Here is a 26,785-nt window from a genome sequence, read left to right on the forward strand (position 1 = left end):
ATGCGCGACAATCCGGCCTACGACCAAATCATCCAGGGGCTGTCGGGCATCATGAGCATCACCGGCACCCCGGAGACGGCGCCGCTGCGTGTCGGCTATCCGGTCGCCGACACGCTGGGCGGGCTGGTCGGCGCCTTCGCCATCGCCGCCGCGCTGGTCAAGCAGAAGACGACCGGCGAGGGGGCGTTCCTCGACGTGTCGATGCTCGAATGCACACTCTCTGCACTTGGCTGGCCGGTGTCCAACTATCTGACTGCCGGCGTCGAGCCGCGGCCGATGGGCAATGAGAACATGACGGCAGCACCGTCCGGCGCGTTCCGCACCGGCGAGGGGCTGCTCAACATCGCCGCCAACAAGCAGGAGCAGTTCGTCACGCTCTGCCAATTGATCGGCCGGCCGGAGCTGGCGTCCGATCCGCGCTTTGCCGAACGCGAGACGCGCAAGCAGAACCGCGCGGCGCTGAAGGTGCTGATCGAGGATGCGTTGGCGGATGCCTCGGCGGCCGCCTGGGAGGAAAAGCTCAACCGCGCCGGCGTGCCGGCCGGACGGGTGCTGACCATCCCGCAAGTGCTCGGCGAGCGCCAAGTGACAGAGCGCGGCATGACGACCCGCTTCGAAGGCATGCCCGGCATGGATCAGGCACTGACCGTGGTGCGCGGCGGCTTCATGGTCGACGGCGCAGCGCCATTGCCGGCCGGGCCGCCGCCGGCGCTGGGCGAACATATGGATGATGTCTTTGCGACGCTGCCGGCGCGCGGCAAGACAAGAGCGCAGGCATGAGCCAGGAGAAAAAGGCCGGCCGCCTGCGCGGCGAGGACTGGTGGCGGACCGGCATCATCGAGATGAGCCCAGGCGTGATCCGGCTGCGCGGCTACGAGATCCAGGACCTTATCGGCCGCGTCAGTTTTCCGGCCATGATCTGGCTGATGCTGCGCGGCGAATTGCCCAGCGAGGACCAGGCGGCGCTGCTTGGCATCGCGCTGGGTGCGGCCGTCGACCACGGGCCGCAGGCGCCGTCGATCGCCATCGCCCGCATGGCGGCGACCTGCGGCGTCGGTATCAACAATGCGATGGCTTCGGCCATTAACGTGCTGGGCGACGTGCATGGCGGCGCCGGCGAGCAGGCGCTTTCCTTCTACGGCGACATCGCCGCGGCGATGGACCAGGGCACGACGCTGGCCGATGCGGTGGCGGCGCGGCTCGATCGTTTCTTCGCCGAAGACAGGGGCTATGTGCCGGGTCTCGGCCATCGCTTCCATCCGGTTGATCCGCGCGCGCCGCGGCTCATCGAACTGACCCGCGATTTCGCGGCGCGCGGCGTGGTCGGTGGCCGCTTCGCCGACATCGCAGAGGCCATCGAGGCCGAGGTGGCGCGGCGCAAGGGCAAGCGCATCCCGCTCAACATCGACGGCGCGACGGCGGTGATCTATGGCGAACTCGGCTTCCCGCCGCCGCTGACGCGCGGCCTGTTCGTGCTGTCGCGCTCGGTCGGCATCCTGGCGCATGCCTGGGAGCAGTCGCAGGAAACCGAGCGCAACAAGGGACCGCTGCCGCGGGAATGGCTGTGGGCCTATACGGGTACTCCGGTACGACCGTTTCCCGGGCGCGAGGATGAGAGCCGCTGATCTCAAATCGCGTCGGGAGGCTCGGTCTGGGGGACAGTCAAATCCCTCAGCAACGTCGACAGATCCGGCTCGTCGATAAGCAGCGCCGCATCGGCCGGGGCAAGCCATGCCCGCTGCCGCGTGCCCGCTTCCATCCAGCGGGGCAGCTCCTCCGTCACGTTCAGCAGGTAGACGATGACGTCGACGCGGACGAAGCGGCTTGCCAGGCGTTTCCAGTAGGAATAGGTGCCGGCCGGCTGTTTCAGGATGTCGCCGAGGACGCCGGCTTCTTCCCGCGCCTCGATCATGGCCGCCTTGCGCCCGCTCTTGCCCTTCATCGGCCAGCCCTTGGGCACGATGAAGCGTCTGGTCGTGCGCGACGTCACCAGCATCACCTCGATGCCACCATCAGGGCCCAGCCGAAAGGGTATCGCCGCCACCTGGCGAATCCGTTCGCCCCTCTTTGCCTTGCGCACGGCTGTCTTCTTGGTCGCTGCCATTCCCAGAAACCCAGTCGGATCGCTCCTTCCCGAGCAAGGAGGGCGCCATCCCGCAAAACCCCAAACCGCCGCCGATGCAACAGTGCATTTTTCCGGCAGGTAAGTCGGCTAAATAAATCGAAAATGCCGGCTTGTCAGCGGCACGACGTCAAAATCGCATTGCCCAGCACCTGGCAGCTCGGCTTGACCACCGGTACCTGCAGTCGAGGCTGCGGCACGATCTGGCGATCCTGCTCGCGATTCAGCTGCTGCTGTTGCTGGAATTGCTGCCGCAGCATCCTGTTCTGCAGCTGCAGCAGTTCGTTCTGCTGGACCAGAACATTGCGATTTGTTGGGATAATCACCTGCGCCAAGGCATGCGGAGCCACGGCCACCACCATCGCCGTCGCCAGCATTGCCGATATGAGAACCGTCGTTGGACGAAGCTGCCGCATCGATCCGCTCCCGCGTTAAACCTACCACCCATATAGGGCATTTGACCGGCGGTGCCATGGTCGATGGGCAGCCACGCCAAATTGATTGGTTCATCGGCCAGGAATGTGCCCTCCAACCTGGCATTGCACTTGACGGGGGCGGTTGTTTCGCCGCTCTGTCGGCCGGTGCCAGGCCGAGCCAGTGGCTGGAGCCGAGCCTTCCAAGAAGGATCCCCATGAGAAGCAGGTATCTCGCGGCGATGGTTGGCGCTGTCTGCATCCTCGGCGTGCCGGTTTGGGCAATCGCTGCGCAGACCAAGGGCGACAAGGTGGCGCCGGCCGCCGACGCGGCCAAGCCGCAACTGCCAGGCGGGGCCTCGGCGCTCTCGGAGACCCATGGCGACTGGGTGGTCAATTGCCAGGTCAACGGCGCGGCCAAGGCCTGCAGCCTCTCGCACCAGCAGTTCAGCAAGCAGACCAACCAGCGTCTGCTGGCGATCGAATTGTCGACCAAGACCGGCGAGGATGCCGCTGGCACCCTGGCGCTGCCGTTCGGCCTGGCGCTGGCCAAGGGCATCACGCTGGAGATCGACGACAAGAACTGGAAGGCATCTTGCAGTTCAACACCTGCCAGGCTGTCGTGTGCCGGTTGCCTTTGACGCCGACACCACGCCGCTGCTCCAGAACGGCACCAGCCTGAAGGTCAATGCGGTCGCCGCCGACACGGCGCAGCCGATCAGCTTCTCCATTTCGCTCAACGGCTTGGGCGGCGCGCTGGCAAGGACGGCGGAGCTGTCGGCGGACTGAACTCGATTGCTGTTCCGACAGACCGGGACGATCGACGAAGCCGATCGCCCTTGGGGATCGAGACGGATCGGGGAAGCCGATCGCCCTTGTCACTCCACCTCGCGCAGACGGTAGCCAACACCGGTCTCGGTGGTGATGTAGCGCGGCTGGTCGGGAGTCTTCTCGATCTTCTGCCGGAGCTGGCGAACGTAGACCCTCAGATACTGCACGTCGGTGGAATCGCCCCAGACCTGTTTCAGCAGGAAATGGTGGGTGAGCACCTTGCCGGCGTGCTGCACCAGGATGCGCAAAATGTCGTATTCCTTGGGCGAGAGCTTCACCTCCTTGCCCGCGACCGTGACGATGCGCTTGACCAGGTCGACAGTCAGCTCGCCGGTGTGGAACACCGGCTTTTCGCCCTGCCGCTGGAATTTGTGGCGCAGCGCCACGCGGATGCGCGCGACAAGCTCGTTCATGCCGAACGGCTTGGTGACGTAGTCGTCGGCCCCGAGCTCCAATGCCGAGACGATGCCGGCTTCGTCGGTGCGGCTGGAAAGGATGACGACGGGAATGTCGAGGCCGTCGCCCCGCCATTTGCCGAGCAATTCATGACCGGTCATGCCGGGCAGGCCGAGATCAAGCAGGATCAGGTCCGGCTTCTCCGTCCCCACCAGCTCGATTGCTACCTTCGCGTTGGGCGCTTCGGAGACCGCATAGCCCTGGCTGCCAAGGCCGACGCGCAGCAATTTGCGGATCGGCGGTTCATCGTCCACGACCAATATGGTGACGTTCTGATTGGTCATGCCGCATCACCGTTGGTCTGATCGTCCGCCCTGGCTCGGTGCATGCCGGGCAATTCAGGCGGCACCGGCATGCGGATGGTGAAGATCGCGCCGCTTCGGTCGGTGCGGTTTGCCGCGGTGATCGTGCCGCCCATCGCCTCGATGAAGCCGCGGCTGATCGACAGGCCGAGCCCCGTGCCGGCGCGCACCTGGTCGCGCTTGCGCACCCGGTAGAAGGTGTCGAAGATCCGCTCCAGATCATCGGGCGGGATGCCCGGCCCCTCATCCATGATCTGCAGGATGATGGAGCCGCTGTCGACCCAGCCCTGCAGCCGGATCGTCGAGCCGGGTGGGGCGTATTTCGCGGCATTGTCGAGGAGGTTGAACAGCGCCTGTTCGAACAGCACCGGGTCAAGCCTGAGCATCGGCAGGTCGGCGGGGATGTCGATCTCGGTCTTGTGCTCCTCGACGATCCTGCGCGCCCTGAGCAGGGCCGAGCCGACAATGTCGCCAACATAGTGGAGGGCGCAGTTCGGCTCCATCGCGCCGGATTCGATCTTGGTCATGTCGAGCAGGTTGGCGATGAAGCGGTTCAACCGCTCCGACTCGTCGAGCACGGTCGACAAGAGCTCGGCGCGGTCGGTTTCGGGCAGTGCAGCCGAGAATTCCCTCAGCGTGCCGGCCGCACCCATGATGGCGGCGAGCGGGGTCTTGAGGTCGTGCGAGATCGAAGTGAGCAGCGCCGAGCGCAAGCGGTCGGCCTCTGCTGCGAGCTTGGCGCGGTCGACGTCGGCGACGAGCTGGATGCGCTCGATGGCGACCGCCGCCTGGTCGGCGAGCGCGTCGAGCAGGCGCTTCTGCTCGGGCGTCAGCAGCGGCCCCTGCCTGTCGTCGTCGAGGCCGACGACGCCGATCGGCGTGCGGCCGGTCCTGAGCGGAAGATAGAGGCGTTTCGCGCCGGGCAGCGTGTCGGCGCCGCGGCCGGCGGCGCGGTTATGCTCCCAGGCCCAGCGGGCAGCGGCGATGTCGGCCTCGGCCAGCGTGTCGTCGGGAGGATAGCCTGCCTTGACGGTGATGGTGCCGTTCTCCGGCAGGAGCAGCACGACGCGCAGCTTCAGCATCAGGGCGATCTGGAAGGCGGTGGCCCACAGCACGTCGTCCAGCGTGCCGGCGCCGGCGAGCTTCCTCGAGAACTGATAGAGGTCTTCAGTGGCGCGCGCCCGCGAGCGGGCGGCGATCGCCTGGCGCTGCACGCGCGCCGTCAGATTGCTGGCGATGACGGCGACGACGAGAAAAATGGCGAGCGCGACAATGCTCTCCGGATCCCGGATCGTCAGCGTGTAGCGCGGTTCGAGGAAAAAGAAGTTGAACGCCAGGGCGCTGACCATGCAGGCGTACAAGGCCGGCCAGAAGCCGCCGGTCACCGCCGATGCCAGCACTGCCACGAGAAATACGATAGCGAGGTTGCGGACGTCGAGAAACTGGTCGAGGACCGCGCTGAAGGCGAGAGAGCCCGCGACATAGGCCGTGGCAAGCAGATAGGCCCAGATTTCGAAGGGCCTCTGCTCGGCTGCCGTCCCGACAGTCTTCGCCTCGGTGCCCTGTTCGGTCCCCGAGATGACATGGACGCTGATGTCGCCGGCATCGCGGATGAGATCATAGGTGAGCGAGCCTTCGATCAATTCCCGCCAGCGCGACCGGGTCGGTCTGCCGATAACGATATGGGTGAAGTTGTTCGCCTTGGCATGGCGGACGATGTCCTGCGCCACATACTGGCCAGGAATGGTGGTCACCTCGGCGCCGAGCTGTTCGGCCAGCCGCAGATTCGCCGCCAGCCGATCCTTGTCTTTCTCGGGCATGGCGGCCGAGCGCGGCGTGTCAACATGCAGCGCTGTCCATGGCGCGCGCAGCCGTTCGGCCAGTCGGCGCGCATAGCGGATGCGGGCAGCCCCGCCCGGACGGGCGTCGACGCAGACAAGCACCCTTTCCCCCGCCGCCCATGGCCCCGGTATGGCGTGCGACTGCATGTGGTTCAGCAATTGCTCGTCGACGCGCTGGGCGGTGCGTCTCAGCGCCAGCTCCCTCAGCGCCGTCAGATTGCCGGGCGAGAAGTAGTTCTCGATGGCGCGCTGCGCAGTGTTGGGGAAATAGACCTTGCCTTCCTCAAGCCGCTTTATCAGGTCGTCTGGCGTGAGGTCGATGATCTCGATGTCGTCGGCCTGGTCGATTATGGAATCGGGAACCGTCTCGCGCACCCTCACACGGGTGATTTGCGCCACGACATCGTTCAGGCTTTCGACATGCTGGATGTTGAGCGTGGTGTAGACATCGATGCCGTGCGTCAGGATCTCGTGGACGTCGAGATAGCGCTTGGGATGACGACTGCCGGGAGCGTTGGTGTGGGCGAGTTCGTCGACGAGCACCAGCGCCGGGCGGCGGGAAAGGATGGCGTCGATGTCCATCTCGTCGAGGACGCGGCCCTTGTAGTCGACCTGGCGGCGCGGGATCACCTCATAGCCTTCGACCAGCGCCTGGGTTTCCTTGCGGCCATGCGTCTCGACGACGCCGATCACCGCGTCCATGCCGTCGGCCAGCCGGGCGCGGCCGGCCATCAGCATTTCGTAGGTCTTGCCGACGCCGGGCGCTGCACCGAGGAAAATCCGCAGGCGGCCGCGCCCTTCCCGCTCGGCATGCTCGAGCAGCGCGTCCGGCGAGGGCCTTTTTTCGGCGTTGCTTCTGTCGTCCGGCATCTGATCCTGCGTCTGGCACCAATCCTAAACATGGATGGCGCCGGGTAGGCTGTCGATCCCCGGCGCTACCATTACTGTTTCGTGGAGTCGTCCAGCGCAAGGTTGAGCGCCAGCACGTTTACCACCGGCTCACCCAGAACACCGAGTTCGCGAGCCTCGACATGGCTGTCGACAAGCGTCTTGACCTTGGCCTCGTCGAGACCCCTGGCCTTGGCCACGCGGGGAACCTGGAAATAGGCGGCCTCGGGGCTGATATGCGGGTCAAGCCCGCTGCCGGAGGTCGTGACCAGATCCATCGGCACCGGGTGACCCGGGTTTTCCGCCTTCAGCTTCTCGGCGTCGCCCTTGATGCGGTCGATCAGCTTGGGATTGGTTGGACCGAGGTTGGAGCCGCTCGGGGCGGCGGCGTTGTAACCGTCGCCGGCGGCCGAGGGGCGGCCGTGAAAGTAGCGGTCGCTGGCAAAGGCCTGGCCGATCAGCTCGGAGCCGATTACCTTGCCGTCCTTCTCGATCAGGCTGCCATTGGCCTGGCGCGGAAACAGCACCTGGGCGATCCCGGTCATGCCGATCGGGTAGACCAGGCCGGTGAGGATGGTGAAGAAGACTATCATGACGATCGCGGGTCTGATTTGCTTGAGCATGGAGATGGTCCTTATGCGAGGCCGAGCGCGGTGACGGCCATGTCGATCGCCTTGATGCCGACGAAGGGGACTATGACGCCGCCAAGGCCGTAGACGAGGAGATTGCGGCTGAGCAGCGCGCCGGCGCCGATGGCGCGGTATTTGACGCCTTTCAGGGACAGCGGGATCAGAGCGATGATAATCAGCGCGTTGAAGATGATGGCCGACAGGATGGCGCTCTGCGGCGTCGCCAGATGCATGATGTTGAGCGCCTGCAGCGGGCCGGCGGTCTGGCCCGGCGCCACGTAGAAGACGGCGAACATCGCTGGAATAATGGCGAAGTACTTGGCGACGTCGTTGGCGATGGAGAAGGTGGTCAGCGAGCCGCGCGTCATCAACAGCGCCTTGCCGATCTCGACGATCTCGATGAGCTTGGTCGGGTCGGAATCCAGGTCCACCATGTTGCCCGCTTCACGCGCGGCCACCGTGCCGGTGTTCATGGCGACGCCGACATCGGCCTGGGCGAGCGCCGGCGCATCGTTGGTGCCGTCGCCGCACATGGCGACCAACTTACCCTTGGCCTGCTCGTCGCGGATCAGCTTCAGCTTGTCCTCGGGCGTCGCCTGGGCGAGGAAGTCGTCGACGCCTGCCTCCGCGGCGATCGCCGCCGCCGTCATCGGGTTGTCGCCGGTGATCATCACGGTGCGAATGCCCATCTTGCGCAGTTCGGCAAAACGCTCGCGGATGCCGCCCTTGACGATGTCCTTCAGGTGGACGATGCCGAGCAGGCGGCCGTCGCGCTCGACCGCCAGCGGCGTGCCGCCGGACTTGGCGACCTCGTCGGCGATCGCTTGCAGATCCCGGATCGTTTCGGTGCTCGGCCGCGTCGCATGGCTGGCTGATGTCAACTGGTTGGCATGGGCGAGCACGGAATCGACGGCGCCCTTGCGCACCGACGAGCCGTCGATGTCGACGCCGCTCATCCGGGTCTGCGCTGTGAACGGCACGAAGGTCGCGTGCAGCGTTGCCATGTCGCGGGCGCGGATGGCGTATTTCTCCTTGGCCAGCACGACGATCGAGCGGCCCTCCGGCGTCTCGTCGGCCAAAGAGGCGAGCTGCGCGGCGTCCGCCAGTTCCTGCTCGCTGACGCCCTTGACCGGACGGAACTCCGTCGCCTGGCGGTTGCCGAGCGTGATGGTGCCGGTCTTGTCGAGCAGCAGCGTGTCGACGTCGCCAGCCGCCTCGACGGCGCGGCCGGACATGGCAAGCACATTGAAGCGCACCAGGCGGTCCATGCCGGCGATGCCGATGGCCGAGAGCAACGCGCCGATGGTCGTCGGAATCAGCGTGACGAAGAGCGCGACCAGCACCGTCACCGAGATGTAGCCGCCCGAATAGGAGGCGAAGCTCGGGATGGTGGCGGTGGCCAGCACGAAGATCAGCGTCATGCCGACGAGCAGGATGTTGAGCGCGATCTCGTTCGGCGTCTTCTGACGTTCCGCGCCCTCGACCAGCGAGATCATGCGGTCGAGGAAGGTGTGGCCGGAAGCGGCGGTGATGCGCACGCGGATCCAGTCGGACAACACCTGCGTGCCGCCGGTGACGGCCGAGCGGTCGCCGCCGGATTCGCGGATGACCGGGGCGGATTCGCCGGTGATCGCCGCCTCGTTGACGGAGGCGACGCCCTCGACCACCTCGCCGTCGGAGGGGATGATGTCGCCGGCCTCGACCAGCACGACGTCGCCGACCTTGAGGCTGGTGCCGGGCACCAGCTTGAACCTGGCGCGGTCCTCTCCGGCGAGAAGCTTGGCTTGCGTCTCGGTGCGCGCCTTGCGCAGCGAGTCGGCCTGCGCCTTGCCGCGGCCTTCGGCGACGGCTTCGGCGAAGTTGGCGAACAGCACGGTGAACCACAGCCAGATGATGATCTGCAGCGTGAAGCCGCGATCGCCGCCGCCGGCGAGGAGATCCCTTACGAACAGCACGGTGGTGAGCAGCGAGACGACGGCGACGACGAACATCACCGGGTTCCTGACCAGCGTGCGCGGGTCGAGTTTCCTGAAGGCGCCGCCGATGGCGGGCCACAGGATGCGGGCATCGATGATGCTCGCGGATTTGGACTGGCTCATCTGGAGGCTCCAGTATCGATGGTGTTGGACGGCACCGAGTGGTCGGGTGCCGAGAAGAAGTGCGGCGGCCCGTAGACCAGCAGCCAGATCACGATCATGACCACTGCCAGGCCGAGGAAGGTGGATATGGTCGGGAAGGGAGGGGGAGTTGCCTCCCCCTCATTCTCAGCTCGAGGCTGAGCCTTGCGACGCATGATGTGGAACCAGGACATGGTTGCCTCGGAAGGGACGGCTTCAGAATGTTTGCCCGTGGATCATCGCCAGGTGCTCGACGATCGGTCCGATCGCCAGCGCCGGGAAGAAGGTGAGGCCGGCGACGATCAGGATGACGCCGACCAGCAGGCCGACGAACAGCGGACCGTCGGTGGGGAAAGTGCCGGCGGAAGCGGGAACCGTCTTCTTCGCCACCAGCGAGCCGGCGATGGCCAGCGCCGGGATGATGACCAGGAAGCGGCCCATCAGCATGCCGATGCCGAGCGTGATGTTGTACCAAGGCGTGTTGCCGGTGAGGCCGCCAAAGGCCGAGCCGTTGTTGGCGGCGGCGGACGTGTAGGCGTAGAGGACCTCGGAGAAGCCGTGCGGACCGCCATTGCCCATCGAGGCGACGGCTCTCGGCAGCACGACCGCTATGGCCGTGAAGATCAGCATCGCCAGCGGCAGGCAGAGAATGGCCAGCATCGCCATCTTGACCTCCTTGGCCTCGATCTTCTTGCCGAGATATTCGGGCGTGCGGCCGACCATCAGGCCGGCGACGAAGACGGCGACGACGATGAACATCAGGATACCGTAGAAGCCGGCGCCGACGCCGCCGACGATGACCTCGCCGAGTTGCATGTTGAGGATGGGGACCAGGCCGCCGATGGCGGTGAAGGAGTCATGCATGGCGTTCACCGCGCCGCAGGAGGCGGCCGTGGTGATGACAGCAAACAGCGCCGATGCGGGGATGCCGAAGCGCGTCTCCTTGCCTTCCATATTGCCGCCGTCAATGCCGAGCGCATGGACCAGCGGATTGCCCGATGCTTCCGCCCAGTAGCAGACGGCGACTCCGGCGACGAACAGCGCGCCCATGGCGGCGAGGATCGCCCAGCCCTGGCGCTGGTTGCCGACCATGCGGCCGAAGACGTTGGTCAGCGCCGCGCCCAACGCGAAGATCGTCACCATCTGGATCAGGTTGGAGATCGCGTTCGGGTTCTCGAAAGGATGCGCGGCATTGGCGTTGAAGAAGCCGCCGCCATTGGTGCCGAGCATCTTGATGGCGACCTGCGAGGCGACGGGTCCGAGGGCGAGCGTCTGCCTGGCGCCCTCGAGCGTGGTGGCGTCGACATAGGGGCCAAGCGTCTGCGGCATGCCCAGCCAGACATAGACGAGGGTGAGTGGGACGCAGAGCGGCAGCAGGATGTAGAGGGTGCAGCGGGTCACATCGACCCAGAAATTGCCGATCGACTTCGACGAGGCGCGGGCGAAGCCGCGGATCAGCGCCACCGCGATGGCAATACCGACGGCCGCCGAGACGAAGTTCTGCACGGTAAGGCCGGCCATCTGCACCAGGTAGGACATGGTGCTTTCGCCGCCATAGTTCTGCCAGTTGGTGTTGGTGACGAAGCTGGCGGCGGTGTTGAAGGCGAGGTTCTGCTCGACGGCCGTCATGCCCGCGGGGTTGTAGGGCAGCACGCCCTGCAGCCGCTGAAGGGCATAAAGCAGCAGGAAGCTCGCCAGGCTGAAGACCATGATGCCGGCCGCATAGATGGTCCAGTGCTGCTCCTCGCGGTCGCTGGTTCCCGAAATGCGATAGAGCCCGCGTTCGACCGGGCCGAGGATCGGCGACAGCAAGGTGCGCTCGCCGTTGAAGACCCGGTACAGGTAGCCGCCGAGCGGCTTCACCAGCAAAACGACGATCCCGCAATAGACGAGGATCTGTATCCATCCGTTGAGAGTCATGAGAATAGCTTTCCGTGCCTTGCGCCAGATGCGGTCAGAAGCGTTCCGGGCGAACGAGGGCGTATGTCAGGTAGACGAGCAGGAACAAGGTCACGCCACCACCGAGGAAATAATCGAGAAGCATTTTTCGGACCTTCCGCTCAGAGAATGTCGCAGGCTTTGATGTAGGCGAAGGATAGGGCGAAGAACAAAACCCCTATCCCGATAACGATGACGTCCATCGCGCGTGGTCCTTATTTCCGGTTGGCTTCGGCCTGGCAGGGTCAGAGCGGCACAAGACACCGCCGCGACTGCAATGCTGCAGCCGTTACGGGGTGCTTGCCTCCGGGAATATGGATCGGAAGGCCATAAAGGTTCGAGACGGGGCGGACAGGAAAGAAATAGGAATCCCATAAAGATTTCGGCTCGCCTGACCGGCGCCGCCGCCTCTCACTGTCCCGTGGGGCACTTGCAGGCTGGCCTCACCGGATTATCAATAGTCTCGAGGCACATTCTGCGTGGCGCCAGGTTTGGCGACGCGCGGTCGATATTCCGAGGAAGGACAAAAAATGCTCGACATCGCACCATCGCAGCAGGCGGCCACCTGGCTCGGTTCCTTCGCCCGCGCGCTCGAAGCCGGCGACATCGAGGCAGTGGCCAATCTTTTCGTCGAGGACTGCTACTGGCGCGACCTGCTCACCTTCACATGGAACATCAAGACGATGGAGGGCCGGGCGGCGATCCGCGGCATGCTGGAGGCGACGCTCGCGACGGCACAGCCGTCGCGATGGAGCCTTACCGGCGAAGCGAGCGTCGACGATGGCCTCATCGAGGCCTGGTTCAGCTTCGAGACAGTCGTTGCCAGGGGCGAGGGGATCCTGCGCCTCAAGGACGGTCGCTGTCGGAGCCTGTTCACGGCAATGAGCGAGCTCAAGGGGTTCGAGGAGCAAAAGGGTCCGGCGCGGCCGCTCGGCATCCGCCACAAGGCCGATCCCGATCGCGAGACCTGGGCGGAGGCGCGGGCGCGCGAGGCACGCGACCTTGGTGTAAGGGAGCAGCCCTACTGCCTGGTGATCGGCGGCGGCCAGGGCGGCATCATGCTCGGCGCCAGGCTGAGGCAGCTTGGCGTTCCGGCGCTCATCATCGAGAAGAATGCGCGCGCCGGTGATTCCTGGCGCAACCGCTATCGCTCGCTCGTGCTGCACGATCCGGTCTGGTACGACCATCTGCCCTACATTCCGTTCCCGGAGAACTGGCCGGTGTTCACGCCCAAGGACAAGATGGGCGACTGGCTGGAAATGTATGCACGGGTGATGGAGCTGAACTATTGGGTCGCCACCAAATGCGTCAGCGCCGCCTATGACGAAGCCGAAAAGGCCTGGACCGTCATCGTTGACCGAGTCGGCCAGCGCATCACCCTGAAGCCGAAGCACATCGTTTTCGCGACCGGTGCCTACGGACCGCCGCGGCAGATCAGTCTGCCCGGCGCCGAGGCCTTCAAGGGCGAGATCCTGCATTCCAGCCAGTATTCCAGCGGCGAGAAGTTCCGCGGCAAGCGCGTCGCGGTCATCGGCGCGGCAAGCTCGGGGCATGACGTCAGCGTCGACCTCTGGGAGGCGGGCGCCATGGTCACCATGGTCCAGCGCTCGCCGACGACGGTGGTGAAGTCCGACACGCTGATGGAAGTCGGCTTCGAGATATTCTCGGAAAAGGCGCTAGCCCGCGGCATCACCACGGACAAGGCCGACATGATCGTCGCCTCGACGCCTTTTGCGCTGGTGCCGAAGGGGCAGCGCGCGCTCTACGACATTATCCGCGAGCGAGATGCTGATTTCTACAAGCGCCTCAGCGACAGCGGCTTTGCCCTCGATTTCGGCGAGGATGAGACCGGGCTGCTGATGAAGGCCTACCGCACCGGCTCGGGCTTCTACATCGACGTCGGCGCCTGCGAGCTGATCATCAACGGACAGATCGCGGTGCGGAGCGGTGTCGGCATCAAGTCGCTGACACCGAGCGGCATCCTTTTCGACGACAGCAGCGAACTCGCGGTCGATGCGATCATCTCCTGCACCGGCTATCGGTCGATGAACGAGACGGTGGCTGCGATCGTCTCGCGCGAGGTCGCCGACAGGGTCGGTCCATGCTGGGGCCTGGGCTCGGGCGTGAGAGGCGATCCCGGTCCCTGGCAGGGCGAGTTGCGCAACATGTGGAAGCCGACGGCGCAGGAGGCGCTGTGGTTCCATGGCGGCAACCTCGCGCTGTCGCGCTTCTATTCGAAGTTCGTGGCGCTGCAGCTCAAGGCGCGCATGGAAGGGATCGCGACACCGGTCTATGGCGAGCCGAGCAACGCGGGGCGCTGAAGCTACCGATCTCCCCCCTTGTGGGGGAGATGGCGGCAGGCCAGAGGGGGTCGGTTCGACTGGGCTCGACCTCCTGCGACAGATGAAGGCTGGCGCTTCACGCGCGGCGACCCCCTCTGTCGCCTTCGGCGACATCTCCCCCTCAAGGGGGGAGATCACCCATGCCCGAAATGCCTGGCCGCAACCTCGACATGCGTGTGACCCGCATGCGCCTCGAAGCGCTCGGTCTCGTTGTGGTCGGCGGCCTCGTTTGGCCACCATTTGCCGCCGAGGACGATGCCCTCTGAAACGAGCCGCTGATCGGCGACCAGCGAGGCGCCGACCGCGTCGACAAAGGTGAAGCGGCCCGGTTGCTGCCTGAGCACCGCGACGTCGCCGATGCCGCCGACCTTCAGCGCGCCAAGATCGGGCCGCGCGATCGCCTCGGCCGGGCGCTGCGTCGCCGCGCGCAGCACCTCGACCAGCGGCATGCCGAGCGCCAAAAGCTTCGACATGCAGACGAGGATGTCGAAGGCTGGGCCGTCGACGCAGTAGAGATGCACGTCGCTCGAGATGACGTCGGGCGCGAGCCCCTCGGCCAGCATTGCCTTCGCGACCTCGAAGTCGAAAGAGCCCATGCCGTGGCCGATGTCGAAGATGACGCCGCGCTCTCGCGCCAGCCGCATGTCGGGGCGCACCGCGCCCGAGGCGAAGACCGGCGCGTTGGGGAAGGGGCGGAAGCAGTGAGTGAGGATGTCGCCGCGGCGCAGCCGCGGCAGCACTTCCGAGCGTCCGGGCGGCGGCTCGTCTATATGCGCCATCAGCGGCAGGCCGGCCTGGTCGGCGGCCTCCAGCGCCAGGTCGACCGGGGCGATGCCGCTGGTGCCGCCGGCGTGACGGCCGGAGCGGACCTTGACGCCGACGACGACATCGGCGTGCTCGCGAACGGCAGCCACCGTTTCGCGCGGCTCGCAGAGCCTCAGATCGCTGCATTCGCCGACAGAGACCGTTTGCGAGAAACCGAAAATGCCGGCGAAGGAGATGTTGACGTAGGCGAGGATGCGGACCTTCGAACGCTCGATGACGTGGCGGCGAAAGCCGAGGAAATTGCCCGCGCCGGCGCTGCCGGCGTCGATGAAGGTAGTGGTGCCGCTCTTCGCCGCGAGCCGGTCGGCGTCGACACCGAGCGAGGTGCCGCCCCAGTAGACGTGGCTGTGCAGGTCGATGAGGCCGGGCGTGACGAGGCAATCCCTCGCGTCGATCACTTGTTTCGCGTGTTCGGCGTCGATCGCCGCTTCGATCGCGGCGACATGGCCGTTGGCGAAGGCGAGGTCACGTGGCGCATCGAGCCCGGAAGCCGGATCGATAAGGCGGCCGCCCTTTATCAGGAGATCGAATTGCATCGGGCAGCCTCCGGTTGTTCTGGTCTCTCTGTCAGAGCGGCCGATAGGCGACGGCCTCGACCTCGATCTTGATGTCGATCATCAGCCGCGACTCGACCGTCGTGCGGGCCGGCGGATGCTTCGGGAAATGCCTGGCATAGACGGTGTTGAAGGTGCCGAAGTCGCGCGCGTCCTCCAGCCAGACCGTCGTCTTGACCACATCGTCCATGGTGCAGCCGGCAAGCGCCAGGGCCGCATTGATGTTCTGAAGCACCTGCTCGGTCTGCTCGACGATGCCACCCTGGACGACCATACCGTCGCTTCCGACCGGCACCTGGCCAGAGACATAGACGAAGTCGCCCGCACGGACCGCGGGGGATAGCGGCACATGCGATGTTCCGAAACACTGCTTGGGCAAGAAATAGCCTCCTGTTCAGACATGGCAGGACTGTTCGGAGTCTGCCGTTGCCGACCCTCTATCCCTATTGGCGCGATCCTCCTAGTGCCGCTGGCTGGAGAGCAATATTTTTCGAGATGGATGTTGCTTTGCTAGAAGTGGATCAGCATGTTGCGCCGCCATGCCGGTCGCGATCCGGGAGAAAGAAAATGACCTTCGACAAGAACCCGTTTCCGGCCGGCGACGCCGATCGTCATGCGCTGTGGGACATGCTGGTGCGGCGCGACATCGACGCCTTTCTCTCGCAGGACTGGTCGATGGTCGAGGACGATTTCGTCGCCGAAAGCTTCTTCGGCATGCATGCGCATTTCCTCAACGACGCGGATGCCTGGCGGCTGCAGTTTCCGACGCTCGCCGCCTATCGCGACGAATGGCTGCGCCAGGCCAAGGAAACCGCAGCGACGAAATTCGCCGAGCCGCTGCGCGAGGCGCTTTTTCGGGTCACCAACATGCGCGACATCGATGTCGACGGCGACCGGGCGGTGCTGCACAAGAAGTTCAACGGTTCCATCGCGAAGGCGGACGGCAGCGTCGACAGGCTGAAGTGGCAAACGCTCTATTTCTGCTCGAAGGTCGGTGGCCGCTGGAAGATAGCGGGCTTCGTCGGCTACATGCCCCACCCGCTGGGGAGCTAGGCTCGCGTCGGAAGCCCTCGACCTACTGCCCTTTGATGCTCTCGGCGATCTCGTGCAGCACCTTGCGGTCGGTCCCGTGCCGCTTGATGAGCGTGCGGGCCTGTTCCGGCGTGATGCCTGCTTCCTCGGCGAAATGCCTGACCTCGTAGTCCTCGTCGCCGGCCACTTGCGAACGGTCGCGGTTGTCGGTCTTCGTCTTGTCGTCGGCCATGACTGCGTTCCTCGTTCAACACGAGATAACGAAAAGGGTCCGGTGGGGTTCCCCGGAACCTCGATTGGGCGCGACCTTCCTGGGCGCCGAGAGTTTCGAGAGTTTTAGGTACGAGTTCCTAGTGGGTCCGATGATCGAAAACCACCGCCATGGTCTTACCAATTGCCGCCATGACAATCAGCTCTACCAGATGGTCGTCGCTGTCGTCGCAAGCCGGGCCGATGCGGCGGATGGCGTCGATCGCCGCCTTGGTCGATATGGTGTCGCCGGCACGGAATCTTGAAAGCGTAGATGAAACAAGTTCTTCGGCCGTCGAGTCGATAGCCGGCACTTTTGGCACGACGCTCATAGGCCTCCTCCTGCCATGAACCTTCACCCAAAAGGATGATACGCCGAATGCTGGTTTCTGCTAGCGAAATGGTGGTCCGACCAGTCACTGGAGACAGCCTGCCGCTATTTCAACCGACCTGTCCTCGATGATCCTCAGATAGGAACGTCATGGACAGGTCGATCCCGATCGCGTGCTTGGGCGGCGCGTCGTTCTCGTCGGGGTTGGGAACCGGGTCCTCGTCCGGAAGCCGCTGCGGCTCCGGCTCTCGCATGGGCTTCGGTTCGGGTAGCGGCGGTGGGGTTGGCATGGGTGTGGGGTCGGGATTGGGAAGAATTGCCGTCATGTGATGTCCCTGCGCTCGGCCTCTCAGGCGCTATCATTCAGGCTCGACGTTAATGGGCGATACAGGCGGAACGGTCGCGCTCGCGTATGGTTCCGATCCGGCCCTACGCGCCGGCCGCGGCATGGGCCGAGCCATGCTCGAAAATGATTCACGACGCAGCCCGTTCGGGGCTTGCCGACCTCCAGCGGCGCCATAATTCCACAAGGGGGTGGGTCATCTGCTGAAACAGGAGGCGGCCGTGAAACACCAGACCGTAGACCAACTCAATGCCGTTGCCGACGTCCATGCCGAGGCGACGTATCTCTTCGCAACCCGCGGCCAGCGCCTCGAACGCTGGGCGCAACTTCTGGAGCAGGATCCCGACCGGCGCCTCGGGGCGCTCGCCGGCACCGAATACACGGCTCCCGACCTGCGCGACAGGATGCGCGCTTCGGGATCGCCGATCACGGTCGCCTTCGAGGATCCGGTCTTTCGCGCTCAGGGCCTGGCCGATGACAGCTACGGCGAAGCCAGGCGCTTCTTCGAGCTGAGCGACTGGCAGTTGCATGAGATCGTCTGCCATTGCCATGTCGGCGCGACGCTGCCGGCCAGATGGGCGGCCTCTCGCGTACGCGCGGCGAACTCGCCGGGATCCGGCTTCTTCGCCTGGCTGCGCGGCGTGTTCATGCACTGACGTAGCAGGCGAGCAGCGCGTCGATGCCGGCTCTGGTTAGACCTCGACCGGAGCCACTCGATCGAGTTAGCGAGATCGCGGCCAATATGGTTCCGCAGTTGATTGCGGTCGTCGGTCGGGTCGGCGCCTTCCCCCGGGGCGCTTGTCATGTTGTGGTTTGGATGATCAGCGTCAGCGTGCCATCATAATCGATGTTGGCAGCGACGACCTGCGAGGAGCTGAGCCCGTTGGCCTGCAAGACCGACAGTGCCTGCGGCGAGGCGTCGACTGAACGTTGCAGTTTCAAGAGATCCTCGGCGCTGGTCTCGGTGATCACGGCCTCCGCCTGCGCCTTGATTTCCGCCGGCAGGTCCTCGACCGCCACCAGGGCGATATTGGTGAAATCCTGTGCGGAGAGATCCTGATCGGGCGCCGTCTGGTCCGGCAGCGGCTCTTGCGCAGGGGGCAGGTTCTGGGGCCGCTGCGGCTCCGCGATCTGCGCCGAGACCGGTAGCGCCAGGGCGAGCGCCGAGAGCGTGACGATCATCGTCAACATCCGCATTGTCTTTCCTTCCATTCTCTCGGGGTGGGTTCCTTGCGTCACAACACTTCGACCGACCGATGGTTCCCGATGATGAAGGCTTCAGCGCGGAGCCGCCACCCGACAGCGTCATCTGGTTGAAGATGGAACGTTTCGGACAGGCGTTCATTCTTCCTGATCACCGCATTGGCGAGGGCGCTGCAACGCGAGGAGAGAATCATGAAAATCAGGGATTGCATGACGCAGGCCGTTCGGGTCGCCAGTCCGGACCAGACCTTGCGCGACGCGGCTCGGGCCATGGCCGATCTTGACGCCGGTGTTTTGCCCGTCGGCGAGAATGACCGGCTGGTCGGAATGATCACCGATCGCGACATTGCCGTTCGCGGCGTGGCGGAAGGCAAGGGGCCCGATACGAAGATCAGGGAAGTGATGAGCGCGGAGGTGAAATACTGCTTCGACGACCAGGAAGTGGACGATATCCTGCGCAACATGGGCGACCTCAAGCTGCGGCGGATGCCGGTCATCAGTCGCGAGCACCGGCTGGTCGGCATCATTTCGCTCGGCGATCTCGCCACCGCCGGCAATACTGAATGGGCTGGCGAGGCGCTTGGCGGCATTTCGCAGCCGGGCGGCGAGCATTCGCAGACCGCGCACTGACGGACCACGCCGGCGGCTCGAAATCGACCCGTCAGCGCCAGCCGAGGGCCGGCGCGACGAATTTGAGGATCGCCTCGATCACATGCGTATTGTAGGCGACGCCAAGCTGGTTGGGCACGGTGAGAAGCAGCGTGTCGGCCTCGGCGATCGCTTCGTCCGCCCTCAGCTGTTCTATGAGCACATCCGGCTCGGCCGCATAGGTGCGGCCGAAGACGGCACGCTTCTCGGGTTCGATATAGCCGAAATGATCCTCGTCCTCGCTGCCGCCGAAATAGGCGCGGTCCATGTCGTTGACCAGCGCGAAGATGCTGCGGCTCACCGAGACGCGCGGCTCGCGGCTGTGGCCGGCCTCCGCCCACGCCTTGCGGAAGGCGCGGATTTGCTCGGCCTGCTGGATATGGAGCGGCTGGCCGCTTTCGTCGAATTTGAGCGTCGAGCTCTGCAGGTTCATGCCCAACTTTGCCGCCCATTCCGCCGTGGCGTTGGTGGCCGCGCCCCACCAGATCCTGTCGCGCAGGCCCTCTGACAAAGGCTCCAGGCGCAGCAGGCCCGGCGGATTGGGGAACATCGGCCGCGGATTGGGTTGGGCAAAGCCATGGCCGCGCAGCACCTCGAGGAAGACCTCGGCGTGGCGCCTGGCCATGTCGGCATCGCTCTTGCCCTCCTCGGGCACGTAACCGAAATAGCGCCAGCCATCGATCACCTGCTCCGGCGAGCCGCGGCTGATGCCAAGCTGCAGCCGGCCGCCGGCGATGAGGTCGGCGGCGCCGGCGTCCTCGACCATGTAGAGCGGGTTCTCGTAGCGCATATCGATGACGGCGGTGCCGAGCTCGATGCGGCGCGTCCTGGCGCCGGCGGCGGCCAGCAGCGGAAAGGGCGAGGCGAGCTGGCGGGCGAAATGGTGGACGCGGAAATAGGCGCCGTCGGCGCCCAGCTCCTCGGCGGCGACGGCAAGGTCGATCGACTGGAGCAGCGCGTCGGCCGCCGAGCGCGTCCCCGACTGCGGCGACGGCGACCAATGTCCGAACGACAGAAAGCCAATTTTCTTCATGGGATTACCGGATGCGGGGTGGGCGGATTATGCGGGGTATGATGGCACATAGGCCTTCTGGCGGAGAGAGCGTCTTTCGATCATAGGCCTATAACATTGAAAATATTCATCTTTTTGCTGCGCAATTAGTTACACGGCCGGGCGACAGAGGTCACGGCTTCTATAAGCTCGCTGCTCCGAGTCCGTCCACCCGTTTTGAGCGGTATCCGAGGGTCGCGCGCGCAAGGAATGTCAGCATCGCCATTTCCTGCAAGCAGACATTGCGGGCACGAAGTTGGAGGTCGAGGTTGCGCGTATCCATTCCTATTTGCGTACGATCATATCATCCGGTTGATCCAGAAGCGGGCGCCCCTTCGCTGGATTTCCAGCCTAGGCCAGGTCATCTGTCCTGAACGGTCATGACGAGGCGACGCGGGACACCGCGCCACCTCGTCATTGCGACTCTCGCTGACGGTTCGAACTAGTCAACCCACTTGGCCGGTCCACGGAACTCGATCCCATAGCGGCTCGCGAGTTCCGCCACTTCGGTCATCTGATCAGGAATGGCCAGTTCGCGTGCGGCCGCCTCGACGAAGAACTCCTCCAGCCCGCCGGGCGTCAAAATCGTAAGGTTGCGGCCTGGCTCGGCACTCGCAACGCGGAACGTGTGTGGTACGCCGCAGGGTAGGAAGATCGACGCGCCCGCGGGCACCATCATGAACTGACCGTCGAGCCAGAATTCGTAGGTGCCCTCGATCACGTGGATCACTTCGTCCTCATTGTGGTGCACATGCACGGGCGGGCCGCCGCGCGAGGGCACGGTGGATTCGAAGACGCTGACTATGCCGCCGCTTTGGTATCTGCCGACATTGATCCTGTAGACCGTGTCCATCCATTTGACGGTGCGCGCTGCGCGCACCGAGCCTGGGGCGATGTCCATCGCGTTTCCCTTTCCATGTTCGGTCAACTAGGGTCGGTGCTGCAGCAACGTTTGCATTGTTAGAACAATGATCCGACTGGCGGAAATCGAATGATCGTATTCGGGATATTGGCGCCGTGAATTTGGCCGCGTTCGATCTCAATCTGTTGCGCGTTTTCGACGCCATGATGCTGGAGCGAAGTACGGTACGCGCCGGGGAACGGGTCGGCCTGTCGCAGCCGGCGGTCAGCTCGGCGCTCGGGCGCCTGCGCTCCATCCTCGGCGACGAGCTTTTCGTGCGCGACGGCAACCGCATGATGCCAACACCGCGCGCACTCCAGCTGAAGGAGCCGGTGCGCCAGGCATTGGTGCAAATCGAATTGGCTCTAACGGCAAACGCAACGTTCGATCCTCGGACGTCGACCCGGTCCTTCATGCTGATCGGATCGGACTATTTCTCGGCTTTGCTCATGCCGAAGCTGGCGGCAAAGGTGGCGCCCGTTGCGCCGTCGATCACCCTCCAGATGATAGATCACCCTTCGACAGACGTTTTCGGCCTGCTGAGCGACGACAGGGCCGACATCGCGTTGGACCGGGCACTGGAGACGCCGGAGTGGATCGTCAGCCACAAGCTGTTCCGTTCCTGGCTTGTTTGCATCGCCCGCCGTGGGCATCCGTTGCTGGGGCCAAAGGGCATCAAGCCTGGAGAGACCATTCCTGCCGACGTTTTCTGCGCCATCCCGCAGGTGTTGCGTTCGGCCGACGGGGCCAAGACTGGAACCATAGATCCTGCGCTCGAAAGGCTCGGCCTGTCACGCAAGGTCGCCATGACCGTTCCGCATTTCCAGGCCGTGGCGCTCGCCGTAGCAACGAGCGAGCTGCTCGGCAGCATCCCGGCTCACTTTGCGCGTCTGGTGGCCGAACGTCTCGATTTGGATATTTTCATACCACCGATGGAACCGCCGGCTATGGACGTCACAATGTACTGGCACCGCCGATTTGATCGCGACGCCGGGAACGCTTGGCTTCGTGAGCAACTGGTGGCTGTTGCTTCGTTTGATCCGTAGGCTTTTGTGCATTGGCATCTCAACGTCCGCCATCGTTGTTCCCTCAACCACAAGCGGACCTACTGCTCTCAGCCCAAACAGGACGCTGACCACCTCGACGTTAAGCGACGCGATGGCGGACCAAGCGGTCCTGACAGTTCGTTACACAGATCAACACTTTGACCTTGAAGTGCTTCTATGGCGAAGGTTCAAAGCAATCCGCTTTGCGCAGCATCTCGATCGTCGCGTGGCATTGCCCTCATAGTCAAAAGACGAGCCTATACCCTGACTAGAGCAAGGCGGCGATCCAAAGCAATGCGCTCTTCAGTCGGGAAGGCCAGCCTTGCGATAGCCTTCGACGAAGCGCTGGAGCACTTCCTCGTCGTCGAATGGCTGCGATGTTGCCCAATGCCTGATGCTGAAATGGGGATTGCTCATCATGAAGAATTCCGCTTCCTGACGGGCTTCATCCAGGCGCCCGACCTGCGTGAGGGCTGCCGCCAGCATGCGCCGCGACGTGGTGCGGTAGGTTTCCGGTTTGCGTAAAGCCTCGACCGCGGATTGATAGTCGCCGAGCGCATAATAGGCTTGGCCTGCCATCCAATAGTACCACCCCGGTGGGTGCGGATTGAGCCGCAAAGCCCGCTTCACGAATTCGACGCCCTTGACCGCGTCGCCCCTCAAGGTGATGAGATCCGAGCGCATCGCCCATGCATCGGCATGATTGGGATCGAGCCTGAAGGTCGCCTCGAATTCGGCATCCGATTCCGCGTATCGCCGTTCGTGACCAAGTATGATGCCCAGCCCCCAGCGGTTCCCGGCATCGTTAGGGTCGAGCGCCACAGCCCGCTGCGCTTCAGCCAGCGCGCGAGGCTGGTTGGTTTCCTTCGGCTCGTTCCAGAACAGCCAGCCAAGCCAAAGATTGAGGGCCAGCAAGCTATGTGCCTCGGCATAGTCGGGATCGAGTCCGATCGCCCTTTCCAGGAGCATGCGCGCTTCCCGCGCGCCTAACCCGGTCTGAAAACTGACGCCGCGGGCTCGCACGCAGAGGTCATAAGCTTCGAGACTTGACGGCCGTTTGCGCGCCGGCTGTCCGGCCAATCGGCCGACAAGGGCTTCGACGATCTTGGCCGTGACCTCGTCCTGCACTGCAAAGATATCCTCGAGGCTGCTGTCGTAGCGCTCGGCCCAGATATGATCGCCGCCGATCGCGTCGATCAACTGCGCATTGATGCGCACGCGCGCTGCAGCGCGCCGGGCGCTGCCTTCAACCACATAGCGCACCCCAAGATCACGTGCGGCCAAACGCACATCGACCGACCGCCCCTTGTAAGCAAAGGTCGAGTTGCGCGCGATGACGAAGAGGCCGGCTGAGCGAGACAGGTCGGTGATCAGGTCTTCGGTCAAGCCGTCGACAAAGGTTTCCTGCTCCGGATCGTTGCTCATGTTGGTGAAAGGCAAAACCGCGATTGAGGGCTTGTCGGGCAATTCCAGCGATGCCAGTCGCCCGACCGGAGCCGCTCTCGGAAGCTGCAGGTTCACGCGATAGCAGTATATCGGCTCGGCTATGTTCTTCACCCGCTGCTCGCCCATGGGCTCGAATGCAAACGCCAGCTTCTGCCTGACCTCCTTGGACACCTTCTCCGAAACGCAGATGCCACCGGGCTCGGCGAGTTGTTGGAGGCGCGACGCCACATTCACGCCCTCGCCATAGCGATCGTCCCCTTCGACGATCACTTCCCCAAGGTTGATCCCGATCCGGACTTCGAAGCGCTGGTCTTCGGCGACACTCGCGTTACGTTCCGCCATGCCGCGCTGAAGCGTGACCGCGCATTCGACCGCATCTACCACGCTGCCGAACTCCGCCAGCAGGCCGTCTCCCATCAGCTTGAAGATTCGCCCGTGTCGCGTCTCGATTTCCGGCTCGAACAGCTCTTTGCGGCCACGTTTCAGCCGATCGAATGTGCCCGCTTCATCCGCCTCCATGAGCGCCGAGTACCCTACGACATCGATGGCAAGGATGGCAGCGAGCTTCCGCTCCATGTTGGGCCCCAGTCAAGATTCGCGACACGCAAGCCGCAGGCCCGAGGCAGTTAGGGACCGGCGCTTCCAGCGTGCCCTCACCGGCCTATCATACCACAGATCACGCTTCTTGAGGCTATGCTCGCGCGACGCCTTGGCGACCCTACCGCAGCGCCACCGACGAGCGAGTCCCACCTTCCCTACCGCTTGTTCGCGGCAGTTGCCTCGCAATCGGACCGTGACGGCTTCGGGTCCAATCCAGGGCCTCAGTTCCATCGGTTTAAGTGTCCGCTACTCGCTTCGCGTACGCCAGAAGCGGTCGGTCCGCCCTGAGCGACGCCATGGATGACGCGGGATCGCTTGTACGGCGCCCTACGGCGAGTTGTGCCGGGCCGACGCCACCCACGGTGCGGTCTTTGCGATCTCGGTGCGTTCCCAACTCGTGATCGATGCGCCAGCCTGGCAGCGCTATTCCGGCAGCCCCGCCTTTCGCAAACCTTCTGCAAGCAGAGCCATATGGGCTGGGACGGCTGAAACGAAGTCGGCGAGATTGGAAATTCGTTGGCCCGGATCGAGGGCGAGAATTCGGCTCACGACCTTTTGCGCATCCTCGGTTCGGCCGGCGTGAGCATAGCTTGCAGCGGCAAAGCGCAACGACGGCAAAAAGTCCGGCTTTTCCCGCAACGACCTTTCAGCCCAAGATGATGCCTCCTCAAATCGACCAGCGAAGAGATGAGCCACTGCAACCGCATTCTGCATGTCGAACATGAGCGGGTCGACTGGGCTCATGCGTATCGCAGTCGCCAGGTGCCGAAGTGAGGTTTCCGTATCGCCGAGGTCGGCTCTGATCCAGCCGCTGAATAGCCACGCGGTAGCCAGGTTCGGATTGAGCGCAAGCGCGCGATCAATGAACGCTGCCCCGCTATTGTTGTCGCCCACGACGTAGGCGAGCGCGGTCCCGCCGCGGGAAAGAGCGATCGCGTCATCCCTGCCCAAATCCACGGCCTTCAGAGCCAGGCGCTCGGTTTCGGCGGTTTCTTGCTTGCGATCCGTCATCCAACCGTTCGCCTTGCGAATGACGGCACACCAGGCGGCCATGCCGTATGCCGAGGCAAATTCAGGGTCGAGTTCGATGGCCTTGTAAAACAACTGGAGGGCGTTTGCGGTGGATTTCCTGGTCAACTGGTGGAGGCTTGCTATCCCGCGCAGATAGTAGTCGTAAGCGTCAAGGTGCTCGGTCGGCTTGCGCTTGGCCCGCTCGATCTCTGCCTGTTCCAGCTTCGGAGCGATCGCTCCGACGACGCTCCTGGTCACTTCCTCCTGCAGCTCAAAAACGTCCTCCAGCTCGCCGTCGAAATGGTCGGCCCATAGATGTGCTCCCGTTGTCGCGTCGATAAGCTGCCCGGTGATGCGAACCCTGCTCGCCGCCTTGCGCACGCTCCCTTCAAGCACGTAGCGCACACCAAGCTCGCGTCCGACCTGCTTAATGTCCACTGCCCGTCCCTTGTAGGTAAAGCTCGAGTTGCGCGCGATGACGAACAGCCAGCGCGTCCGGGACAGCGCGGTGATGATCTCCTCCACCATGCCGTCTGCGAAGTAGCCCTGCTCGGGGTCGCCACTCATGTTGTCGAATGGCAAGACCGCGATGGACGGTTTTTCGGGAAGCATCAGCCTCTCCCTTGTCGAGAATACCGGAGTTGGTTTTGCTCGACTGACCTGATAGGCGCGCACCGCCTCCACGATGTTGTGGACCTGATGGCTACCGAGGTCGGTGTAGGCATAGTCTAGTTTACCCTTTACCTGCTCGTAGACGTTGCTCGCGACGCAGACGCCGCCAGCCTCTGCAAGCTTCTCGATCCGCGCGGCGATGTTCACACCATCACCGTAGATTGTGTCGTCCTCTGCAATCACGTCGCCCAAATTCACGCCCATGCGGAAAGTCATGCGCTTGTCTTCGGGCAAACTTGCATTGTGAGCGGCCAATCCCTCCTGGGCTTCGACCGCGCACTGTACCGCGTCGACCGCGCTGGCAAATTCGACAAGCAGACTGTCGCCGGCGGAACCAACGATGCGTCCATGGGCCTGCGCGATCCTAGGCTCGATCACCTCGGCGCGAAGGTGCTTCAACTGCGTGAGTGTGCCAACCTCGTCGGCTCCCATGAGGCGGCTGTAGCCGACGACGTCGGCAGCAAGGATTGCGGTGAGGCGTCGCTCCATACTTGTGTCCTGCCTCTTCCGTAGGTCGAAGCTTCGGGCGGCGAGCGTATTCTAGTCCTACCTCGAATGCGAGCGTCCAGTGCCGGCGCCGACAGCGATCAACTCACCACGTTTCTTGGGCCATTCCTCACACGGCGTCGTTTATGGTCCGATCGCGGGTGCTGCCGACGGGCTACTTTGGGTCAGGTCACGACTATGTCCCCGTTCAACCGAACGTCCGCTTTTGAACAACCGCAGCCTGAACCTGCCAGTCCGCCCTCGGCCCCAAAACAGGGCGCTGACCTCCTCGAGGTTGAGCGACGCCATGGCGGACTATGCGGATTCCTGACCGTAGGTTACACAGACTAACGACGCTTCGACCTTGAAGCGCTTCTATGAGTTAACTAACTATTTGAAATAATTAACTTATTAGAAAAATTCTGGCGGAGAGAGCGGGATTCGAACCCGCGTTACGGTTTCCCGTAACCACAGTTTCCAGGCGCGCGCCTTCAACCACGCGGCCGCC

Annotated in this window: 28 protein-coding genes; 9 read left to right on the forward strand and 19 right to left on the reverse strand. The window is 64.1% G+C overall.

Annotated elements, in window-relative coordinates; all coding sequences use genetic code 11:
- On the forward strand, positions 1-780 hold a 780-nt coding region (locus tag EN781_RS02215), incomplete at its 5' end, for a CoA transferase (RefSeq protein WP_127399744.1).
- A complete protein-coding gene (locus EN781_RS02220) occupies positions 777-1,625 on the forward strand; it encodes a citryl-CoA lyase (protein WP_126058322.1) in 849 nt (282 codons plus the stop codon). The genes EN781_RS02215 and EN781_RS02220, both read left to right, overlap by 4 nt.
- 2 nt (positions 1,626-1,627) lie before the next feature.
- Here the strand turns inward: EN781_RS02220 and EN781_RS02225 are convergent, their stop codons facing one another.
- Positions 1,628-2,104, reverse strand: a complete 477-nt coding sequence (locus EN781_RS02225; RefSeq protein WP_126058323.1) for an NUDIX hydrolase — start codon at positions 2,102-2,104, stop codon at positions 1,628-1,630.
- 134 nt (positions 2,105-2,238) lie between these two features.
- Positions 2,239-2,538 (reverse strand): hypothetical protein, encoded by a 300-nt coding sequence (locus EN781_RS02230; RefSeq protein WP_126058324.1) that lies wholly within the window; start codon positions 2,536-2,538, stop codon positions 2,239-2,241.
- A gap of 215 nt (positions 2,539-2,753) precedes the next feature.
- On the opposite strand from EN781_RS02230, the gene EN781_RS02235 reads away from it, so the two are divergent.
- A complete protein-coding gene (locus EN781_RS02235) occupies positions 2,754-3,176 on the forward strand; it encodes an invasion associated locus B family protein (RefSeq protein WP_245455384.1) in 423 nt (140 codons plus the stop codon).
- Positions 3,160-3,324: a hypothetical protein gene (locus EN781_RS35050; protein ID WP_245455386.1), complete on the forward strand. Its 165-nt coding sequence runs from the start codon at positions 3,160-3,162 to the stop codon at positions 3,322-3,324. The genes EN781_RS02235 and EN781_RS35050 overlap by 17 nt, the downstream gene beginning before the upstream one ends.
- Positions 3,325-3,413: 89 nt before the next feature.
- On the opposite strand, the gene EN781_RS02240 is transcribed toward EN781_RS35050, so the two are convergent.
- The 7 genes from EN781_RS02240 to EN781_RS02270 all read right to left on the reverse strand — a co-directional run bounded on the left by EN781_RS02240 (position 3,414) and on the right by EN781_RS02270 (position 11,643).
- A complete protein-coding gene (locus EN781_RS02240; protein WP_126058325.1) occupies positions 3,414-4,106 on the reverse strand; it encodes a response regulator transcription factor in 693 nt (230 codons plus the stop codon).
- Entirely contained in the window at positions 4,103-6,835 is a 2,733-nt protein-coding gene (locus EN781_RS02245; protein ID WP_126058326.1) for a sensor histidine kinase KdpD, read from the reverse strand. The genes EN781_RS02240 and EN781_RS02245 overlap by 4 nt, the downstream gene beginning before the upstream one ends.
- Before the next feature lie 71 nt (positions 6,836-6,906).
- On the reverse strand, positions 6,907-7,476 hold the full coding sequence (gene kdpC, locus EN781_RS02250; RefSeq protein ID WP_126058327.1) for a potassium-transporting ATPase subunit KdpC: 570 nt from the start codon (positions 7,474-7,476) through the stop codon (positions 6,907-6,909).
- Positions 7,477-7,487: 11 nt separating this feature from the next.
- Complete coding sequence (gene kdpB / locus EN781_RS02255; RefSeq protein ID WP_126058328.1) at positions 7,488-9,581, reverse strand: potassium-transporting ATPase subunit KdpB; 2,094 nt, start codon at positions 9,579-9,581, stop codon at positions 7,488-7,490.
- Complete coding sequence (locus EN781_RS02260; RefSeq protein ID WP_126058329.1) at positions 9,578-9,793, reverse strand: hypothetical protein; 216 nt, start codon at positions 9,791-9,793, stop codon at positions 9,578-9,580. The genes kdpB and EN781_RS02260 overlap by 4 nt, the downstream gene beginning before the upstream one ends.
- 22 nt (positions 9,794-9,815) lie before the next feature.
- Complete coding sequence (gene kdpA, locus EN781_RS02265; protein ID WP_127399745.1) at positions 9,816-11,519, reverse strand: potassium-transporting ATPase subunit KdpA; 1,704 nt, start codon at positions 11,517-11,519, stop codon at positions 9,816-9,818.
- Positions 11,520-11,553: 34 nt separating this feature from the next.
- Positions 11,554-11,643 carry a K(+)-transporting ATPase subunit F gene (locus EN781_RS02270; protein WP_126058331.1) on the reverse strand — a complete coding sequence of 30 codons (90 nt, stop codon included), beginning with the start codon at positions 11,641-11,643 and terminating at the stop codon, positions 11,554-11,556.
- A gap of 424 nt (positions 11,644-12,067) precedes the next feature.
- Here EN781_RS02270 and EN781_RS02275 point away from each other — a divergent pair, with 424 nt between their 5' ends.
- The gene (locus tag EN781_RS02275; protein ID WP_126058332.1) at positions 12,068-13,858 is read left to right on the forward strand and encodes an NAD(P)/FAD-dependent oxidoreductase; all 1,791 of its coding nucleotides are present in this window, start codon (positions 12,068-12,070) and stop codon (positions 13,856-13,858) included.
- Positions 13,859-14,013: 155 nt separating this feature from the next.
- Here EN781_RS02275 and EN781_RS02280 read toward each other — a convergent pair whose 3' ends face one another.
- A complete protein-coding gene (locus EN781_RS02280; protein WP_126058333.1) occupies positions 14,014-15,240 on the reverse strand; it encodes an amidohydrolase/deacetylase family metallohydrolase in 1,227 nt (408 codons plus the stop codon).
- 31 nt (positions 15,241-15,271) lie between these two features.
- The gene (locus tag EN781_RS02285; RefSeq protein WP_126058334.1) at positions 15,272-15,637 is read right to left on the reverse strand and encodes a RidA family protein; all 366 of its coding nucleotides are present in this window, start codon (positions 15,635-15,637) and stop codon (positions 15,272-15,274) included.
- A gap of 188 nt (positions 15,638-15,825) precedes the next feature.
- Between EN781_RS02285 and EN781_RS02290 the strand changes: the two genes are divergently transcribed.
- Positions 15,826-16,311: a hypothetical protein gene (locus tag EN781_RS02290; RefSeq protein ID WP_126058335.1), complete on the forward strand. Its 486-nt coding sequence runs from the start codon at positions 15,826-15,828 to the stop codon at positions 16,309-16,311.
- Positions 16,312-16,333: 22 nt separating this feature from the next.
- On the opposite strand, the gene EN781_RS02295 is transcribed toward EN781_RS02290, so the two are convergent.
- The 3 genes from EN781_RS02295 to EN781_RS02305 form a co-directional block, all read right to left on the reverse strand.
- Positions 16,334-16,522: a DUF3606 domain-containing protein gene (locus EN781_RS02295; RefSeq protein ID WP_126058336.1), complete on the reverse strand. Its 189-nt coding sequence runs from the start codon at positions 16,520-16,522 to the stop codon at positions 16,334-16,336.
- Positions 16,523-16,640: 118 nt separating this feature from the next.
- Positions 16,641-16,871: a hypothetical protein gene (locus EN781_RS02300; protein ID WP_126058337.1), complete on the reverse strand. Its 231-nt coding sequence runs from the start codon at positions 16,869-16,871 to the stop codon at positions 16,641-16,643.
- A 109-nt stretch (positions 16,872-16,980) separates the two neighbouring features.
- On the reverse strand, positions 16,981-17,196 hold the full coding sequence (locus EN781_RS02305) for a hypothetical protein (protein ID WP_126058338.1): 216 nt from the start codon (positions 17,194-17,196) through the stop codon (positions 16,981-16,983).
- Between the two features lie 238 nt (positions 17,197-17,434).
- Here EN781_RS02305 and EN781_RS02310 point away from each other — a divergent pair, with 238 nt between their 5' ends.
- A complete protein-coding gene (locus tag EN781_RS02310; protein WP_126058339.1) occupies positions 17,435-17,869 on the forward strand; it encodes a hypothetical protein in 435 nt (144 codons plus the stop codon).
- Between the two features lie 145 nt (positions 17,870-18,014).
- Here EN781_RS02310 and EN781_RS02315 read toward each other — a convergent pair whose 3' ends face one another.
- Entirely contained in the window at positions 18,015-18,410 is a 396-nt protein-coding gene (locus EN781_RS02315) for a hypothetical protein (protein ID WP_126058340.1), read from the reverse strand.
- Between the two features lie 198 nt (positions 18,411-18,608).
- Here EN781_RS02315 and EN781_RS02320 point away from each other — a divergent pair, with 198 nt between their 5' ends.
- On the forward strand, positions 18,609-19,046 hold the full coding sequence (locus EN781_RS02320; RefSeq protein WP_126058341.1) for a CBS domain-containing protein: 438 nt from the start codon (positions 18,609-18,611) through the stop codon (positions 19,044-19,046).
- A gap of 31 nt (positions 19,047-19,077) precedes the next feature.
- On the opposite strand, the gene EN781_RS02325 is transcribed toward EN781_RS02320, so the two are convergent.
- The gene (locus EN781_RS02325; RefSeq protein ID WP_126058342.1) at positions 19,078-20,097 is read right to left on the reverse strand and encodes an LLM class flavin-dependent oxidoreductase; all 1,020 of its coding nucleotides are present in this window, start codon (positions 20,095-20,097) and stop codon (positions 19,078-19,080) included.
- 460 nt (positions 20,098-20,557) lie between these two features.
- Positions 20,558-21,016, reverse strand: a complete 459-nt coding sequence (locus EN781_RS02330; RefSeq protein WP_126058343.1) for a cupin domain-containing protein — start codon at positions 21,014-21,016, stop codon at positions 20,558-20,560.
- 116 nt (positions 21,017-21,132) lie between these two features.
- Here EN781_RS02330 and EN781_RS02335 point away from each other — a divergent pair, with 116 nt between their 5' ends.
- Positions 21,133-22,062, forward strand: coding sequence for a LysR family transcriptional regulator (locus tag EN781_RS02335; protein WP_126058344.1), 930 nt, complete (start codon positions 21,133-21,135; stop codon positions 22,060-22,062).
- A 303-nt stretch (positions 22,063-22,365) separates the two neighbouring features.
- On the opposite strand, the gene EN781_RS02340 is transcribed toward EN781_RS02335, so the two are convergent.
- Both EN781_RS02340 and EN781_RS02345 read right to left on the reverse strand, forming a co-directional pair.
- Positions 22,366-24,084, reverse strand: coding sequence for an adenylate/guanylate cyclase domain-containing protein (locus EN781_RS02340; protein ID WP_127399746.1), 1,719 nt, complete (start codon positions 24,082-24,084; stop codon positions 22,366-22,368).
- A gap of 447 nt (positions 24,085-24,531) precedes the next feature.
- Positions 24,532-26,280, reverse strand: coding sequence for an adenylate/guanylate cyclase domain-containing protein (locus EN781_RS02345; RefSeq protein WP_126058345.1), 1,749 nt, complete (start codon positions 26,278-26,280; stop codon positions 24,532-24,534).
- Between the last annotated feature and the right edge of the window lie 505 nt (positions 26,281-26,785).

It is taken from the genome of Mesorhizobium sp. M4A.F.Ca.ET.090.04.2.1, from assembly GCF_003999085.1.
GTDB lineage: Bacteria > Pseudomonadota > Alphaproteobacteria > Rhizobiales > Rhizobiaceae > Mesorhizobium.

Coding starts and splice junctions, on each gene's coding strand:
- EN781_RS02230 (WP_126058324.1), bottom strand. CDS start 2,538: ATGCGGCAGCTTCGTCCAACGACGGTTCTCATATCGGCAATGCTGGCG.
- EN781_RS02305 (WP_126058338.1), bottom strand. CDS start 17,196: ATGACGGCAATTCTTCCCAATCCCGACCCCACACCCATGCCAACCCCA.
- EN781_RS02315 (WP_126058340.1), bottom strand. CDS start 18,410: ATGCGGATGTTGACGATGATCGTCACGCTCTCGGCGCTCGCCCTGGCG.
- EN781_RS02300 (WP_126058337.1), bottom strand. CDS start 16,871: ATGAGCGTCGTGCCAAAAGTGCCGGCTATCGACTCGACGGCCGAAGAA.
- EN781_RS02270 (WP_126058331.1), bottom strand. CDS start 11,643: ATGCTTCTCGATTATTTCCTCGGTGGTGGCGTGACCTTGTTCCTGCTC.
- EN781_RS02280 (WP_126058333.1), bottom strand. CDS start 15,240: ATGCAATTCGATCTCCTGATAAAGGGCGGCCGCCTTATCGATCCGGCT.
- EN781_RS02220 (WP_126058322.1), top strand. CDS start 777: ATGAGCCAGGAGAAAAAGGCCGGCCGCCTGCGCGGCGAGGACTGGTGG.
- EN781_RS02290 (WP_126058335.1), top strand. CDS start 15,826: ATGACCTTCGACAAGAACCCGTTTCCGGCCGGCGACGCCGATCGTCAT.
- EN781_RS02320 (WP_126058341.1), top strand. CDS start 18,609: ATGAAAATCAGGGATTGCATGACGCAGGCCGTTCGGGTCGCCAGTCCG.
- EN781_RS02330 (WP_126058343.1), bottom strand. CDS start 21,016: ATGGACATCGCCCCAGGCTCGGTGCGCGCAGCGCGCACCGTCAAATGG.
- kdpC (WP_126058327.1), bottom strand. CDS start 7,476: ATGCTCAAGCAAATCAGACCCGCGATCGTCATGATAGTCTTCTTCACC.
- EN781_RS02245 (WP_126058326.1), bottom strand. CDS start 6,835: ATGCCGGACGACAGAAGCAACGCCGAAAAAAGGCCCTCGCCGGACGCG.
- EN781_RS02240 (WP_126058325.1), bottom strand. CDS start 4,106: ATGACCAATCAGAACGTCACCATATTGGTCGTGGACGATGAACCGCCG.
- EN781_RS02235 (WP_245455384.1), top strand. CDS start 2,754: ATGAGAAGCAGGTATCTCGCGGCGATGGTTGGCGCTGTCTGCATCCTC.
- kdpA (WP_127399745.1), bottom strand. CDS start 11,519: ATGACTCTCAACGGATGGATACAGATCCTCGTCTATTGCGGGATCGTC.
- EN781_RS02345 (WP_126058345.1), bottom strand. CDS start 26,280: ATGGAGCGACGCCTCACCGCAATCCTTGCTGCCGACGTCGTCGGCTAC.
- EN781_RS02225 (WP_126058323.1), bottom strand. CDS start 2,104: ATGGCAGCGACCAAGAAGACAGCCGTGCGCAAGGCAAAGAGGGGCGAA.
- EN781_RS02275 (WP_126058332.1), top strand. CDS start 12,068: ATGCTCGACATCGCACCATCGCAGCAGGCGGCCACCTGGCTCGGTTCC.
- kdpB (WP_126058328.1), bottom strand. CDS start 9,581: ATGAGCCAGTCCAAATCCGCGAGCATCATCGATGCCCGCATCCTGTGG.
- EN781_RS02325 (WP_126058342.1), bottom strand. CDS start 20,097: ATGAAGAAAATTGGCTTTCTGTCGTTCGGACATTGGTCGCCGTCGCCG.
- EN781_RS02295 (WP_126058336.1), bottom strand. CDS start 16,522: ATGGCCGACGACAAGACGAAGACCGACAACCGCGACCGTTCGCAAGTG.
- EN781_RS02340 (WP_127399746.1), bottom strand. CDS start 24,084: ATGGAGCGGAAGCTCGCTGCCATCCTTGCCATCGATGTCGTAGGGTAC.
- EN781_RS02260 (WP_126058329.1), bottom strand. CDS start 9,793: ATGTCCTGGTTCCACATCATGCGTCGCAAGGCTCAGCCTCGAGCTGAG.